We start from the raw sequence: 12,537 nt of genomic DNA, 5'->3' as shown, positions 1-12,537 counted from the left end.
CGTCACTCGCGCCCCATGTCACGGTGGACGATGACGGTCTCGACCCCTTCGGCGCCGAGCCGGGCGGCCAGCCGCTCGGACATCGCGACGCTGCGGTGCTTGCCGCCGGTGCAGCCGACCGCGATCGTCACGTAGCGCTTGCCCTCGCGGCGGTAGCCCGCGGCGATCAGCTGGAGCAGCTCGGCGTACCGGTCCAGGAACTCCTTGGCGCCGGGCTGGTTGAAGACATAGCCGGACACCTCCTCGTTGAGCCCGGTGAAGGGGCGCAGCTCGGGGACCCAGTGCGGGTTGGGAAGGAAGCGGCAGTCCACCACCAGATCGGCGTCGACCGGCAGGCCGTACTTGTAGCCGAAGGACATGACGGTGGCGCGCAGCTCCGGCTCCTCCTCACCGGCGAACTGGGCGTCCATCTTGGCGCGCAGCTCGTGCACGTTGAGGCTGGAGGTGTCGATCACCAGATCGGCGTCACCGCGCAGCTCGCGCAGCAGATCGCGCTCGGCCTCGATGCCGTCCACGATCCGCCCGTCGCCCTGCAGCGGGTGCGGACGGCGCACCGACTCGAAACGGCGCACCAGCGCCTCGTCGGACGCCTCCAGGAACAGCACGCGCCGCTTGACGTTCTTGGCGGCGAGGTCCGCGAGGGATTCGCGGAGGTTGTCGAAGAAACGGCGGCCCCGGACGTCCACCACCACGGCGATCCGGGCCACATTGCCCTGGGAGCGGGCGCCCAGGTCCACCATGGTGGGGATCAGCGCGGGCGGCAGATTGTCCACCACGAACCAGCCCAGGTCCTCCAGACACTTGGCCGCGGTACTGCGGCCCGCGCCGGACATGCCAGAGATGATCACCAGCTCGGGAATGGCTGCCGCCGCCTCGGCGGACTCTCCCGTCGTGCCCGTATTCACCTGCGCTCCGTCTCCGTGGTTCTCGTGCTCTGTCATGATCTCGTCCCCCGGCTCGCGGACGGCGCCGACGATGCGGCCTCGTCCTCAATGATCTCTCCTGTGGCGGTGTTCACGGCGGGGGCGGCCGGAGCCGCTCCGGTGAGCGCCGCCGCCACCGTCTCAGCCGTCTTCCGGCCGACGCCCGGCACCTCGCAAATCTGCTCGACCGTGGCGGCGCGCAGCCGCTTGACGGAGCCGAAGTGCTTGAGCAGCGCCTGCTTACGGCTGTCGCCGAGGCCCGGGACGGCATCCAGCGGCCCGGCCTTCAGCGCCTTGGCGCGCTTGCTGCGCTGGTAGGTGATGGCGAACCGGTGCGCCTCGTCGCGGACCCGCTGGAGCAGATACAGCCCCTCGCTGCTGCGGGGCAGCACCACCGGGTCGTCCTCGTCGGGCAGCCAGACCTCCTCGAGCCGCTTGGCGAGGCCGCAGACGGCCACGTCGTCGACGCCCAGCTCGTCCAGCGCCCGCTTGGCGGCGGCGACCTGCGGCTGCCCGCCGTCGACCACGACGAGCTGCGGCGGATACGCGAACCGCCTGGGCCTGCCGTCGTCGTCCAGGGGGCCGGAGACCTCCTCGGCGGGGGTCTCTTCGGCGGGCTGGCCGGTCTCCTCGCCGGGGGCGTCGCTCGCGGGTTCGGCGCTCTCCTCCCACTCCCCCGACTTCTGCTTCTCCTGCAGATAGCGGCGGAAGCGGCGGCCGACGACCTCGTGCATGGAGCGGACGTCGTCCTGACCGGCGAAGCTTTTGATCTGGAAGCGGCGGTACTCGCCCTTCCGCGCCAGCCCGTCTTCAAAGACCACCATGGACGCCACCACGTCATCGCCCTGGAGATGGGAGATGTCGAAGCACTCGATGCGCAGCGGCGCCGAGTCCAGCCCGAGCGCCTCGGCGATCTCCTCCAGGGCCCGGGAGCGGGTGGTGAGGTCGGAGGCGCGCTTGGTCTTGTGCAGCGCCAGCGACTGCTGCGCGTTCCGCTGGACCGTCGCCATCAGGTCCTTCTTGTCGCCGCGCTGCGGGATGCGCAGATCGACCCGGGAGCCCCGGCGCTCGCTGAGCCATTCGATGACCGGCTCGGCCGGGTCCGGTACGGCGGGCACCAGGACCTCCTTGGGCACCGCGTCGCCCCGCTCCTCCCCGTACAGCTGCTGGAGGGCGTGCTCGACCAGGTCGGCGGTGTCGACGGCCTCGACCTTGTCGGTGACCCAGCCGCGCTGGCCGCGCACCCGGCCGCCGCGGACGTGGAAGATCTGGACGGCGGCCTCCAGCTCGTCCTCGGCGAGCGCTATCAGGTCGGCGTCGGTCGCGTCGGCGAGGACGACCGCGTTCTTCTCCATGGCGCGCTTGAGCGCTCCTATGTCGTCGCGCAGCCGGGCGGCCTTCTCGTACTCCATCTCCTCGGCGGCCTCTTGCATCCGCTGTTCGAGGCGGCGGATGTAGGTGCCGGTGCGGCCCGCCATGAAGTCGCAGAACTCCTCGGCGAGTTCACGGTGCTCCTCGGCACTGACCCGGCCGACGCAGGGGGCCGAGCACTTGCCGATGTAGCCGAGCAGACAGGGGCGGCCGATCTGGGCGGAACGCTTGAACACCCCGGCCGAGCAGGTGCGCACGGGGAACACCCGCAGCATCAGGTCGACGGTCTCGCGGATCGCCCAGGCGTGCCCGTACGGACCGAAGTAGCGCACGCCCTTCTTCTTGGCGCCGCGCATGACCTGGACCCGCGGGAATTCCTCGCCCAGGGTCACCGCGAGCGACGGATAGCTCTTGTCGTCGCGGTACTTGACGTTGAACCGGGGATCGAACTCCTTGATCCACGAATACTCGAGCTGCAGCGCCTCGACCTCGGTCGAGACCACGGTCCACTCGACCGAGGCGGCCGTGGTGACCATCGTCCGCGTGCGCGGGTGAAGGTTCGCCAGGTCCTGGAAGTACGAGGAGAGCCGCGGGCGCAGGCTCTTCGCCTTTCCGACATAGATCACCCGGCCGTGCTCATCACGGAACTTGTAGACCCCCGGCGACTCGGGGATCTGTCCCGGCTTGGGGCGGTAGCTGCTCGGGTCGGCCATGGTCACCACCCTACTGGCGGGCGGTGACAGTGCAGGCGGATCAGGCCTCAGGCCCCGCGACGAGCTTTCCGCCCTCCGTCCTGACCGGCACGGACGGCAGCGGGGCGACGGCGGGCCCCTCCAGGACCTTGCCGGTGCGGGCGTCGAAGACGCTGCCGTGACAGGGGCAGCTGATCTTCCCGTCCTCGACGGCGTCCACGACGCAGCCCCGGTGGGTGCAGACCGCACTGAAGGCCGCGTAGCGGCCCTCGGCGGTCCGGGAGACGACCACCCGGTCCTCGCGGTAGATCTTCGCGCCATCGGCCGGTACGGCGTCGGCCGGGCCGAGGTCGACGGGGGCGGTGGGGGTCGGGGACGCCTTCTTGCCCGATTCCTCCGGCGAGCAGGCCGCCGCCCCGAGCCCGGCGGCTCCGGCCAGCGCCGCTCCGCACAGCACGGTTCGTCGGGAGGCGGGCTGGCTGGTCATGCGGGGCTCCACGGGGCAGGGCGGTACGGGATGGGGCTGGCATATGACGATACCGGTACGGATCGGGCCACTCACCGGCGGATCCGGGTTCGTTCAGAGCGGACGTAAACGATTGCGCAAGCGTTTACGCACGGTCGCCGATGCGGTACGTTCCCCCACGTTCCCGCAGCACACCGCGAAGGCAGCACACCGAGGAGAGGGGCGGACGGATGGCGACCATGGTCGACGTGGCCCGGCGCGCGGGGGTCTCCGTGGCCACCGTCTCGCATGTGGTCAACGAGACCCGCCGGGTGCGCCCGGCCACCCGGCAGGCCGTCCTGGACGCCATCGACGACCTCGGCTACACCCCGAACACCCTCGCCCGCTCCCTCGTCACCGCCCGCACCCGGTCGATCGGGCTGGCCGTCTCGGCGATCAGCAATCCGTACTTCACCGAGATCCTGCAGGGCGTGGAGGCCAGCGCCCTCGAACACGGCTACAGCCTGCTGATCGCCGATCCGCACGACGACCCGGACCATGAGCGGAAGGTCGTCCAGCTGCTCCATGAGCGGCGCGTGGACGGAGTGATCGTCGCGCCGTCCGCCGACCCCACCGAGCTGATCGGCTATCTGACCCGGCACGGGGTCCCGTGCGTCTTCCTGGACCGGCTGGTCGGCGACGGGCACAACCATCCGTACGACCAGGTCGGCGCCGAGAACGCGTTCCCGCTCGAACAGCTGGTGCGCCATCTCGCCGAGCTGGGCCACCGCCGCATCGGCCTGGTCGCGGGCCAACCGGGGCTGAGCACCACCGCCGAGCGGATCGACGGCTACCGCTCCGGACTGCACCACAGCGGGCTGCCGTTCGACCCCGGTCTGCTGGCGGACGGCCACTCCGAGGCGCGCGGCGCGGAGGACGCCACCCACCGGCTGCTGGCCTCCGCCGAACCGCCCACCGCGATCATCACCGCCAACAACGCGATGACGATCGGCGCGCTGCGCGCCCTGCGGGCGGCGGGCCGCGCCGTACCGGGCGATCTGGCGCTCGTCTGCTTCGACGACTTCTCCTGGGCCGATGTCTTCTCCCCCGGGCTCACCGCGATCGCCCAGCCCAGCCGGGAGATCGGCAGCACCGCGGTCCGGCTGCTGCTGGACCGCCTGGAGCGGCCGGAGCGCCCGCCGCGTACCGTGCGGCTGCCGTGTGCGTTCGTCCACCGCACGTCCTGCGGCTGCGCCCCCGAATCCGGGCCCGAATCCGCTCCCCCGTCCCCCGATCGCCCGCCGCCCTCAGGAAAGGACCCCGTCTCGTGATCGTCGTCGCCGGAGAAGCCCTGATCGATCTCGTGCCCGATCGCGCGGCCCCCGCCGCGACGGGCGACGAACTGCCCGCACTGCGTCCGGCACGCGGCGGCGGCCCCTACAACACCGCGATGGCGCTGGGGCGGCTCGGCGTGCCGACCGCGTTCTGCTCCCGGGTCTCCACGGACGGCTTCGGCGAGGCGCTGCTCTCCCGGCTGCGGCAGGACGGGGTGGACACCGCGCTGGTGCAGCGCGGCCCGGAGCCCACCACCCTCGCCGTCGCGTCGATCGGCGCCGACGGTTCCGCGGGCTACGGCTTCTACGTACAGGGCACCGCGGACCGGCTCTTCACGCTGCCCCCGGCCCTGCCCGAGGGGACCACCGCGCTGTCGCTGGGGACCTGTTCGCTGGTGCTTGAGCCGGGCGCGAGCGCGTACGAGGAGCTGCTGCGGCGCGAGGCCGGGCGCGGCGTCTTCACCGCGCTCGACCCCAACATCCGCACCGGGCTCATCCCCGACCCGGACGCCTACCGGGCCCGGTTCCGCGGCTGGCTGCCGTACGTCGGGCTGCTCAAGCTGTCGGTCGAGGACGCGCGCTGGCTGGCCGGTACCGGGGACGCCCCGGCGGACTCCGACGCGGCGGTCGAGGCGGCGATACGGGAGTGGGCGGCGGCCGGACCCGCGGCCGTGGTCTGCACCCACGGCGGGGACGGGCTGAGCGTGCTGTGCCAGGACGGATCCCGCTGGGCCGTGCCCGGGGAGCGGGTGGAGGTCGTGGACACCATCGGGGCGGGCGACACCGTGAACGCCGCGCTGCTGCACCGGCTGACGGCGCACCAGGCGCTGTCGGCGCCCGCGCTGGCCAAGCTGGACGAGGCGGCCTGGCGGGACGTCCTGGGCTTCGCCGCCCGGGCCGCCGCGCTCACCTGCTCCCGGGCAGGCGCCGAGCCGCCGTACGCCGCTGAGCTGGCGTAAGCGCGCGTCGGCCCGGAAGCCGACGGAAGGCGCCGCGCCCGACCGGGCGCGGCGCTTCGTCCGCCTACTTGGCGGCTGTCCGCTTCGAGGCGGCCGTGGACTTGGCCGCCGTCTTCTTCGTGACGGCCTTCTTCGCCACGGCCTTCTTCGCAGCGGTCTTGTTCGCCGCGGTCTTGTTCGCCGCGGTCTTCTTGGCCGCCGCCTTGGCCGGGGCCTTCTTGCCGCCCGTACGAGCGGCGGGCACCGTCGCGTCGCTCACCCGGTCGCCCAGCACCTCCCGCAGGAACTTCCCGGTGTGGCTGGCCGGGACCGAGGCCACATCCTCCGGGGTGCCCTCGGCGATGACCAGACCACCGCCGCTGCCGCCCTCCGGGCCCATGTCGACAACCCAGTCCGCCGTCTTGATCACATCGAGGTTGTGCTCGATGACGATCACCGTGTTGCCCTTGTCGACCAGACCGGACAGCACATTGATCAGCTTGTTGATGTCCTCGAAGTGCAGACCGGTGGTCGGCTCGTCCAGCACATAGACCGTCCGCCCGGTGGAACGCTTCTGCAGCTCGCTCGCCAGCTTGACCCGCTGTGCCTCACCGCCGGAGAGGGTCGGCGCGGGCTGGCCGAGCCGGACGTAACCCAGCCCGACCTCGTTGAGGGTGCGCAGATGGCGGGCGATCGTGGGCACCGCCTCGAAGAAGTCCAGCGCCTCCTCGATGGGCATGTCCAGCACCTCGGCGATGGACTTGCCCTTGTAGTGCACCTCCAGGGTCTCCCGGTTGTAGCGCGCGCCGTGGCAGACCTCGCACGGCACATACACATCCGGCAGGAAGTTCATCTCGATCTTGATGGTGCCGTCGCCGGAGCAGTTCTCGCAGCGGCCGCCCTTGACGTTGAAGGAGAAGCGCCCGGGCATATAGCCGCGCACCTTCGCCTCCATCGTCTCGGCGAACAGCTTGCGCACATGGTCGAAGACCCCGGTGTACGTGGCCGGGTTGGACCGAGGGGTGCGGCCGATGGGCGACTGGTCGACATGGACCACCTTGTCGACCAGATCGTCACCGGCGACCCGGGTGTGCCGCCCGGGGACGGTCTTCGCCCCGTTCAGCTCGCGGGCCAGATGGGTGTAGAGGATGTCGTTGACCAGCGTGGACTTCCCGGATCCGGAGACCCCGGTGACGGCGGAGAGCACTCCCAGCGGGAAGGACACATCGATGTCCTGGAGGTTGTTCTCCCGGGCGCCGTGCACCGTCAGCTGCCGCGCCGGGTCCATCGGCCGCCGGGCCCCCGGCAGCGGGATGACCTTCTTGCCCGACAGATAGTGGCCGGTCGCCGACTCCTCGTTGACCAGCAGCTCGCTCAGCGGCCCGCTGTGCACCACCTTGCCGCCGTGCTCGCCCGCGCCCGGGCCGATGTCCACCACCCAGTCCGAGGTCTTGATGGTGTCCTCGTCGTGCTCCACGACGATCAGGGTGTTGCCGAGGTCGCGCAGCCGCACCAGCGTCTCGATCAGCCGGTGGTTGTCGCGCTGGTGCAGGCCGATCGACGGCTCGTCCAGCACGTACAACACGCCCACCAGGCCGGAGCCGATCTGGGTGGCCAGCCGGATGCGCTGGGCCTCACCGCCGGAGAGCGTGCCCGCCGCCCGGTTGAGCGAGAGATAGTCCAGGCCGACGTCGACCAGGAACCGCAGCCGCTCGTTGACCTCCTTGAGGACCCGCTCGGCGATGGTCTTCTCGCGGTCGGTCAGCTCCATGTTCCGCAGAAACTCGGCGCATTCGCTGATCGACATCGCGGAGACGTCCGCGATGGACCGCTCCTGCACGGTGACCGCGAGGACGATCGGCTTGAGGCGGGTGCCGTCACAGGTGGGGCAGGGCACCTCGCGCATATAGCCCTCGAACCGCTCCCGGCTGCTGTCGCTCTCCGCCTCCGTATGACGCCGCTTGACGAACGGCACCGCGCCCTCGAACGCGGTGGTGTACGCGCGCTGGCGGCCGTAACGGTTGCGGTAGCGGACCTCGATCTGGGTGCGGTGGCCGTTCAGCAGGGCCTTCTTGGCCCGCTGCGGAAGCCCGGCCCAGGGGATGTCCGTACGGAAGCCGAGCGCGTCGGCGAGCGCGCCGACCAGCCGCCCGAAGTAGTCCTTGGTGTGGCCGTGGGACCAGGGGTGGATGGCGCCCTCGTCCAGCGACTTCTCCTCGTCCGGAACGATCAGCTCCGGGTCGACCTCCATCCGGGTGCCGATCCCGGTGCAGTCCGGGCAGGCGCCGAACGGCGAGTTGAAGGAGAAGGAGCGCGGCTCCAGCTCCTCGAAGGACAGGTCGTCATACGGGCAGTAGAGGTGCTCGGAGAACATCCGCTCGCGCTGCGGATCGTCCTCGTCGAGATCCACGAAGTCCAGGATGATCATGCCGCCGGAGAGGCCGAGCGCGGTCTCCACCGAGTCGGTCAGCCGCCGCTTGGCGCTGTCCTTGACGGTGAGGCGGTCCACGACCACCTCGATGGTGTGCTTCTCCTGCTTCTTCAGCGTCGGCGGGTCGGACAGCTGGATCGTCGCGCCGTCGACCCGGGCCCGGCTGTAGCCCTTGGTCTGCAGATCGGAGAAGAGGTCGACGAACTCCCCCTTGCGCTCGCGCACCAGCGGGGAGAGCACCTGGAAGCGGCTGCCCTCGGGCAGCTCCAGCACCCGGTCCACGATCGCCTGCGGCGACTGCCGGGCGATCGGGCGGGCGCACTCCGGGCAGTGCGGCTTGCCGATGCGGGCGAACAGCAGCCGGAGGTAGTCGTAGACCTCGGTGATGGTGCCGACGGTCGAGCGCGGGTTGCGCGACGTCGACTTCTGGTCGATCGAGACCGCCGGGGACAGACCCTCGATGAAGTCCACATCGGGCTTGTCCATCTGACCCAGGAACTGCCGGGCGTAGGAGGAGAGCGACTCGACGTAGCGGCGCTGCCCCTCGGCGAAGATCGTGTCGAACGCGAGGGACGACTTGCCCGACCCGGAGAGTCCGGTGAAGACGATGAGGGAGTCGCGAGGGAGGTCGAGCGAGACGTTCTTGAGATTGTGCTCGCGAGCGCCACGGACGATGAGACGGTCGGCCACGCCGGTCGGCACCTTTCTTGAGGAGAGGTGGGTGCGCCGGGCCCGCTCCCGGTCCCTTCCCGACGGTACCGACGGGCAGGACGGAGCGGAGCGAAGCCCCCAACCCAGGGTATGGGGGCGCCACGGCGATGTCTTAAGGATGCAGCACGCCGAGCCTATAGCACGCACATTCGATTTGCCGGGCCCGCGTGCCTCGTTCACCCGATCGTGTAGCCGGTGCCCTTCGGTTGCTACGGGATAAAAGGCACATCACGCCCCCGATATTCCCCGCCGGGCAGCGTCCTGTCATCTCGCCCCCGACGCCGCGCCGCCCGGCCCTCCGAGACTAGGCTTGAGGTCATGACCTATAGCGGAGCGGTGACGGTCGGCGGACCGGCGGACGTGCACGAACTGCCCGATCTGATGATCTCGAAGGTCGCGGTCGGCCCCATGAACAACAACGCGTATCTGCTGCGTTGCCGGGCCACCGACGAGCAGTTGCTGATCGACGCGGCCGCCGAGCCGCAGACCCTGCTCTCCCTGATCGGCGAGAGCGGCATCGCCTCCGTCGTCACCACCCACCGCCACCAGGACCACTGGAACGCGCTGCGCGAGGTGGTGGACGCCACCGGCGCCCGCACCCTGGCGGGCCGGTACGACGCCGAGGGCATCCCGGTGCCCACCGATGTGCCGGTCGAGGACGGCGAGACGGTGCGGGTCGGCCGGGTCGAGCTGACCGCCCGCCATCTGGTGGGCCACACCCCGGGCAGCATCGCCCTGGTCTACGACGACCCGCACGGCCATCCGCACGTGTTCACCGGCGACTGCCTCTTCCCGGGCGGCGTCGGCAACACCTGGAAGGACCCCAAGGCGTTCGAGAGCCTCCTCCACGACGTCGAGACCAAGCTCTTCGACCGGCTCCCGGACGAGACGTGGGTCTACCCCGGCCACGGCGACGACACCACCCTCGGCGCCGAGCGCCCCCACCTCACCGAATGGCGCGAGCGCGGCTGGTAGCGCCCTCCAGTCCCGTACCGCGCGACTGGTGCGAGCGCGGCTCGTAGCGCCCCCTCCGCCCCCGTACCGCGCCGCGTGCCGCCGCGCGCCCCGTAACCGGTGGGGCGCGGCGGCGGTTGGCGCGGCATGCACGACGTCCCGCGCCACGACGACCGCGCCCCGTCCGCCCCTGCCGCCCCGTCCATGGCTCGCCTCGCCGCCGCGTCGCTGGCAGGCACCGCCATCGAGTTCTACGACTTCTTCGTCTACGGCACGGCCGCTGCCCTCGTCCTCGGCCCGCTCTTCTTCCCCACCTTCTCGCCGCTCGCGGGTACCCTGGCCGCCTTCGGCACCTTCGCCGCCGGATTCATCTCCCGGCCGCTGGGCGCGATGCTGCTCGGGCCGCTCGGCGACCGCCACGGCCGGCGGCCGGTGCTCATCGCCTCGCTGCTGCTGACCGGCCTCGCGACGGTCGCGGTCGGCTTCGTCCCGACGTACGACACGATCGGCATCGCCGCCCCCGCCCTGCTGCTCACGCTCCGCTTCCTGCAGGGGCTCGGGCTCGGCGGCGAATGGGGCGGCGCGGTGCTGCTCACCGCCGAACACGCGCCCGCCGGGCGGCGCGGCCTGTGGTCGGGCTTTCCGCAGGTCGGCCCGGCCATCGGCTTTCTGCTGGCCAACGGCACGATGCTGATCCTGTCCGCCACGCTGTCCGACGCCGCGTTCCGCTCGTGGGGCTGGCGGGTGCCGTTCTGGGGCGCAGGGCTGCTGGTGGCCGCCGGGCTGCTGCTGCGCACCCAGGTGACCGAGACCCCGAGGTTCCAGGAGCTGGCCGAGCGCGACGAGCGGGCCGCCGCACCGCTGGCCGAGGTGGTGCGCGACCACTGGCGGCTGGTGCTGCTGACCGCGGGCGGGCTCGCGGTGGGGTACGCGGTCTTCTACGCGGTGACCACCTGGTCCCTCGCCTACGGCACCGAGCGGCTCGGAGTGGACCGGACGACCATGCTCGGCTGCATCATGGCGGCCGTGGCGGTCAAGGGCGCCGTGACGCCCCTGGCGGCCCATCTCGGCGACCGCTACGGACGGCGGCCCCTGTGCCTGCTGGGCTGCGCGGCCACGGTGGTGTGGACGTTCCCGCTGATCGCGCTATTGCGCACCGGGGAGCCGCCTTGGATGTTCCTGGGCTTCCTGGGCGCGCTGCTCGCCTTCATCACCATGTTCGCCGTGACCTCGGCCTATCTGCCCGAGCTGTACGAGCCGCGGGTGCGCTGCACGGGCGCGGGGCTCGGCTACAACCTCGCGGGGGTGCTCGGCGGCGCGCTCACCCCCATCGTGGCGACCACGGTCTCCCGGGGCGACGGCCCGCCCTGGGGCGTCGCCCTGTATCTGACCGCGATCGCGCTGCTGAGCCTGGGCTGCTTCGCCCTGCTGCCGGAGACACGGCCGACGGCCGACCGTCCGGCGGGCGGACGATCGGCCGTGCGGCCCCTGGAGGCCGGGGAGGCTCCTGCCTGAGCCCCGGTCTCCTGATGGACAGTGCCGGGTAGGCGTCAGACGTCGGCACTGTCCTTGTCCCGGGACGGGCCCTCCCCGGTCCCCGCCTCCGCCAGGGCCTTCTTCTTGGAGGCGTAGAGGCTGGTGATCGTCGTGACCACGAGCACCCCGCAGATCACACCCAGCGAGACCGGTATGGAGATCTGCGGGACATGCACCCCGGACTCGTGGAGCGCGTGCAGCACCAGCTTGACGCCGATGAAGCCGAGGATGACCGACAGCCCGTACGACAGGTGGACCAGCTTCTTGAGCAGCCCGCCGATCAGGAAGTACAGCTGGCGCAGACCCATCAGCGCGAAGGCGTTGGCGGTGAACACGATGTACGGGTCCTGGGTCAGGCCGAAGATCGCGGGGATGGAGTCCAGCGCGAAGAGGACGTCCGTGGTGCCGATCGCCAGCATGACGATCAGCATCGGCGTCATCAGCTTCTTGCCGTTCTCCATGATGAACAGCTTGGTGCCGTGGTACTGGTCGGTGGAGGGGAAGCGCTTCTCGACCGCCTTGAGCAGGCGGTTCTCCTCGAACTCCTCTTCCTCCTCACCGGCGCGCGCCTCCTGGATGAGCTTCCAGGCGGTCCAGATGAGGAAGGCGCCGAAGATGTAGAAGACCCAGGCGAAGGTCGAGATGATCGCGGCGCCCGCGGCGATGAAGACCGCCCGCAGCACCAGCGCGATCAGCACACCCACCATCAGCACCCGCTGCTGGTAGATCGTCGGCACCGCGAACTTCGCCATGATCAGGACGAAGACGAAGAGGTTGTCGACGCTCAGCGACTTCTCGGTGATGAAGCCCGCGAAGAACTCGCCGGAGGGCTGGCCGCCCGCGAAGACCAGCAGGCCGAGCCCGAAGAGCCCGGCGAGCGCGATCCAGACGGCGGTCCAGATTCCGGCCTCCTTGAGGGAGACCTCATGCGGTTTGCGGCCGCCTATGAAGAAGTCGACGGCGATAAGGGCGCAGAGACCGACAATCGTCAGCCCCCACATGGCCACGGAAACGTCCACGGATCCTCCGGCATTCGTACGGCAATTTCAGCGTCGTCGCTGCCGGAGGTCTCTTCCGCCCGGGCTCGCGCCACGGACCGGTGTCCCGGGACCGCGCCCGACCCGACTCAAGGTGCACGGGCGCGATCCGTGGTGACGGGAACACCGCTAAGGAGTACTCCCCTCCGCGTAAAGAAGAGTACA

Annotated in this window: 9 protein-coding genes; 4 read left to right on the top strand and 5 right to left on the bottom strand. The window is 70.8% G+C overall.

Annotation, left to right across the window (positions count from 1 at the left end; all coding sequences use genetic code 11):
- Nucleotides 1-2: 2 nt before the first annotated feature.
- The 3 genes from rapZ to ACFV9T_RS28345 are packed head-to-tail and all read right to left on the bottom strand — an operon-like array spanning nucleotide 3 to nucleotide 3,473.
- A complete protein-coding gene (gene rapZ, locus ACFV9T_RS28355; protein ID WP_385445169.1) occupies nucleotides 3-941 on the bottom strand; it encodes an RNase adapter RapZ in 939 nt (312 codons plus the stop codon).
- Nucleotides 938-3,007: an excinuclease ABC subunit UvrC gene (gene uvrC, locus ACFV9T_RS28350; RefSeq protein WP_385445167.1), complete on the bottom strand. Its 2,070-nt coding sequence runs from the start codon at nucleotides 3,005-3,007 to the stop codon at nucleotides 938-940. The genes rapZ and uvrC overlap by 4 nt, the downstream gene beginning before the upstream one ends.
- A gap of 40 nt (nucleotides 3,008-3,047) precedes the next feature.
- Nucleotides 3,048-3,473, bottom strand: coding sequence for a Rieske (2Fe-2S) protein (locus ACFV9T_RS28345; protein ID WP_385445165.1), 426 nt, complete (start codon nucleotides 3,471-3,473; stop codon nucleotides 3,048-3,050).
- A 209-nt stretch (nucleotides 3,474-3,682) separates the two neighbouring features.
- On the opposite strand from ACFV9T_RS28345, the gene ACFV9T_RS28340 reads away from it, so the two are divergent.
- Together ACFV9T_RS28340 and ACFV9T_RS28335 are read left to right on the top strand one after the other, a co-directional pair.
- Nucleotides 3,683-4,762, top strand: a complete 1,080-nt coding sequence (locus ACFV9T_RS28340) for a LacI family DNA-binding transcriptional regulator (RefSeq protein ID WP_385445163.1) — start codon at nucleotides 3,683-3,685, stop codon at nucleotides 4,760-4,762.
- Nucleotides 4,759-5,724, top strand: coding sequence for a carbohydrate kinase (locus tag ACFV9T_RS28335; protein WP_385445161.1), 966 nt, complete (start codon nucleotides 4,759-4,761; stop codon nucleotides 5,722-5,724). Before ACFV9T_RS28340 ends, ACFV9T_RS28335 begins: the two co-directional genes overlap by 4 nt.
- 64 nt (nucleotides 5,725-5,788) lie before the next feature.
- Here the strand turns inward: ACFV9T_RS28335 and uvrA are convergent, their stop codons facing one another.
- The gene (gene uvrA, locus ACFV9T_RS28330) at nucleotides 5,789-8,824 is read right to left on the bottom strand and encodes an excinuclease ABC subunit UvrA (protein ID WP_385445159.1); all 3,036 of its coding nucleotides are present in this window, start codon (nucleotides 8,822-8,824) and stop codon (nucleotides 5,789-5,791) included.
- Between the two features lie 339 nt (nucleotides 8,825-9,163).
- On the opposite strand from uvrA, the gene ACFV9T_RS28325 reads away from it, so the two are divergent.
- Nucleotides 9,164-9,820 carry an MBL fold metallo-hydrolase gene (locus ACFV9T_RS28325; protein ID WP_385445157.1) on the top strand — a complete coding sequence of 219 codons (657 nt, stop codon included), beginning with the start codon at nucleotides 9,164-9,166 and terminating at the stop codon, nucleotides 9,818-9,820.
- 183 nt (nucleotides 9,821-10,003) lie between these two features.
- Nucleotides 10,004-11,314 (top strand): MFS transporter, encoded by a 1,311-nt coding sequence (locus ACFV9T_RS28320; RefSeq protein WP_385445213.1) that lies wholly within the window; start codon nucleotides 10,004-10,006, stop codon nucleotides 11,312-11,314.
- 35 nt (nucleotides 11,315-11,349) lie between these two features.
- On the opposite strand, the gene ACFV9T_RS28315 is transcribed toward ACFV9T_RS28320, so the two are convergent.
- A complete protein-coding gene (locus ACFV9T_RS28315) occupies nucleotides 11,350-12,354 on the bottom strand; it encodes a TerC family protein (RefSeq protein WP_385445156.1) in 1,005 nt (334 codons plus the stop codon).
- Nucleotides 12,355-12,537: the final 183 nt, after the last annotated feature.

Source organism: Streptomyces sp. NPDC059850 (genome assembly GCF_042731515.1).
Classification (GTDB): Bacteria; Actinomycetota; Actinomycetes; order Streptomycetales; family Streptomycetaceae; genus Streptomyces.
This window is presented reverse-complemented; position numbering and strand designations above follow the sequence as displayed.

Coding starts and splice junctions, on each gene's coding strand:
- uvrC (WP_385445167.1), bottom strand. CDS start 3,007: ATGGCCGACCCGAGCAGCTACCGCCCCAAGCCGGGACAGATCCCCGAG.
- ACFV9T_RS28345 (WP_385445165.1), bottom strand. CDS start 3,473: ATGACCAGCCAGCCCGCCTCCCGACGAACCGTGCTGTGCGGAGCGGCG.
- ACFV9T_RS28325 (WP_385445157.1), top strand. CDS start 9,164: ATGACCTATAGCGGAGCGGTGACGGTCGGCGGACCGGCGGACGTGCAC.
- ACFV9T_RS28320 (WP_385445213.1), top strand. CDS start 10,004: ATGGCTCGCCTCGCCGCCGCGTCGCTGGCAGGCACCGCCATCGAGTTC.
- ACFV9T_RS28340 (WP_385445163.1), top strand. CDS start 3,683: ATGGCGACCATGGTCGACGTGGCCCGGCGCGCGGGGGTCTCCGTGGCC.
- rapZ (WP_385445169.1), bottom strand. CDS start 941: ATGACAGAGCACGAGAACCACGGAGACGGAGCGCAGGTGAATACGGGC.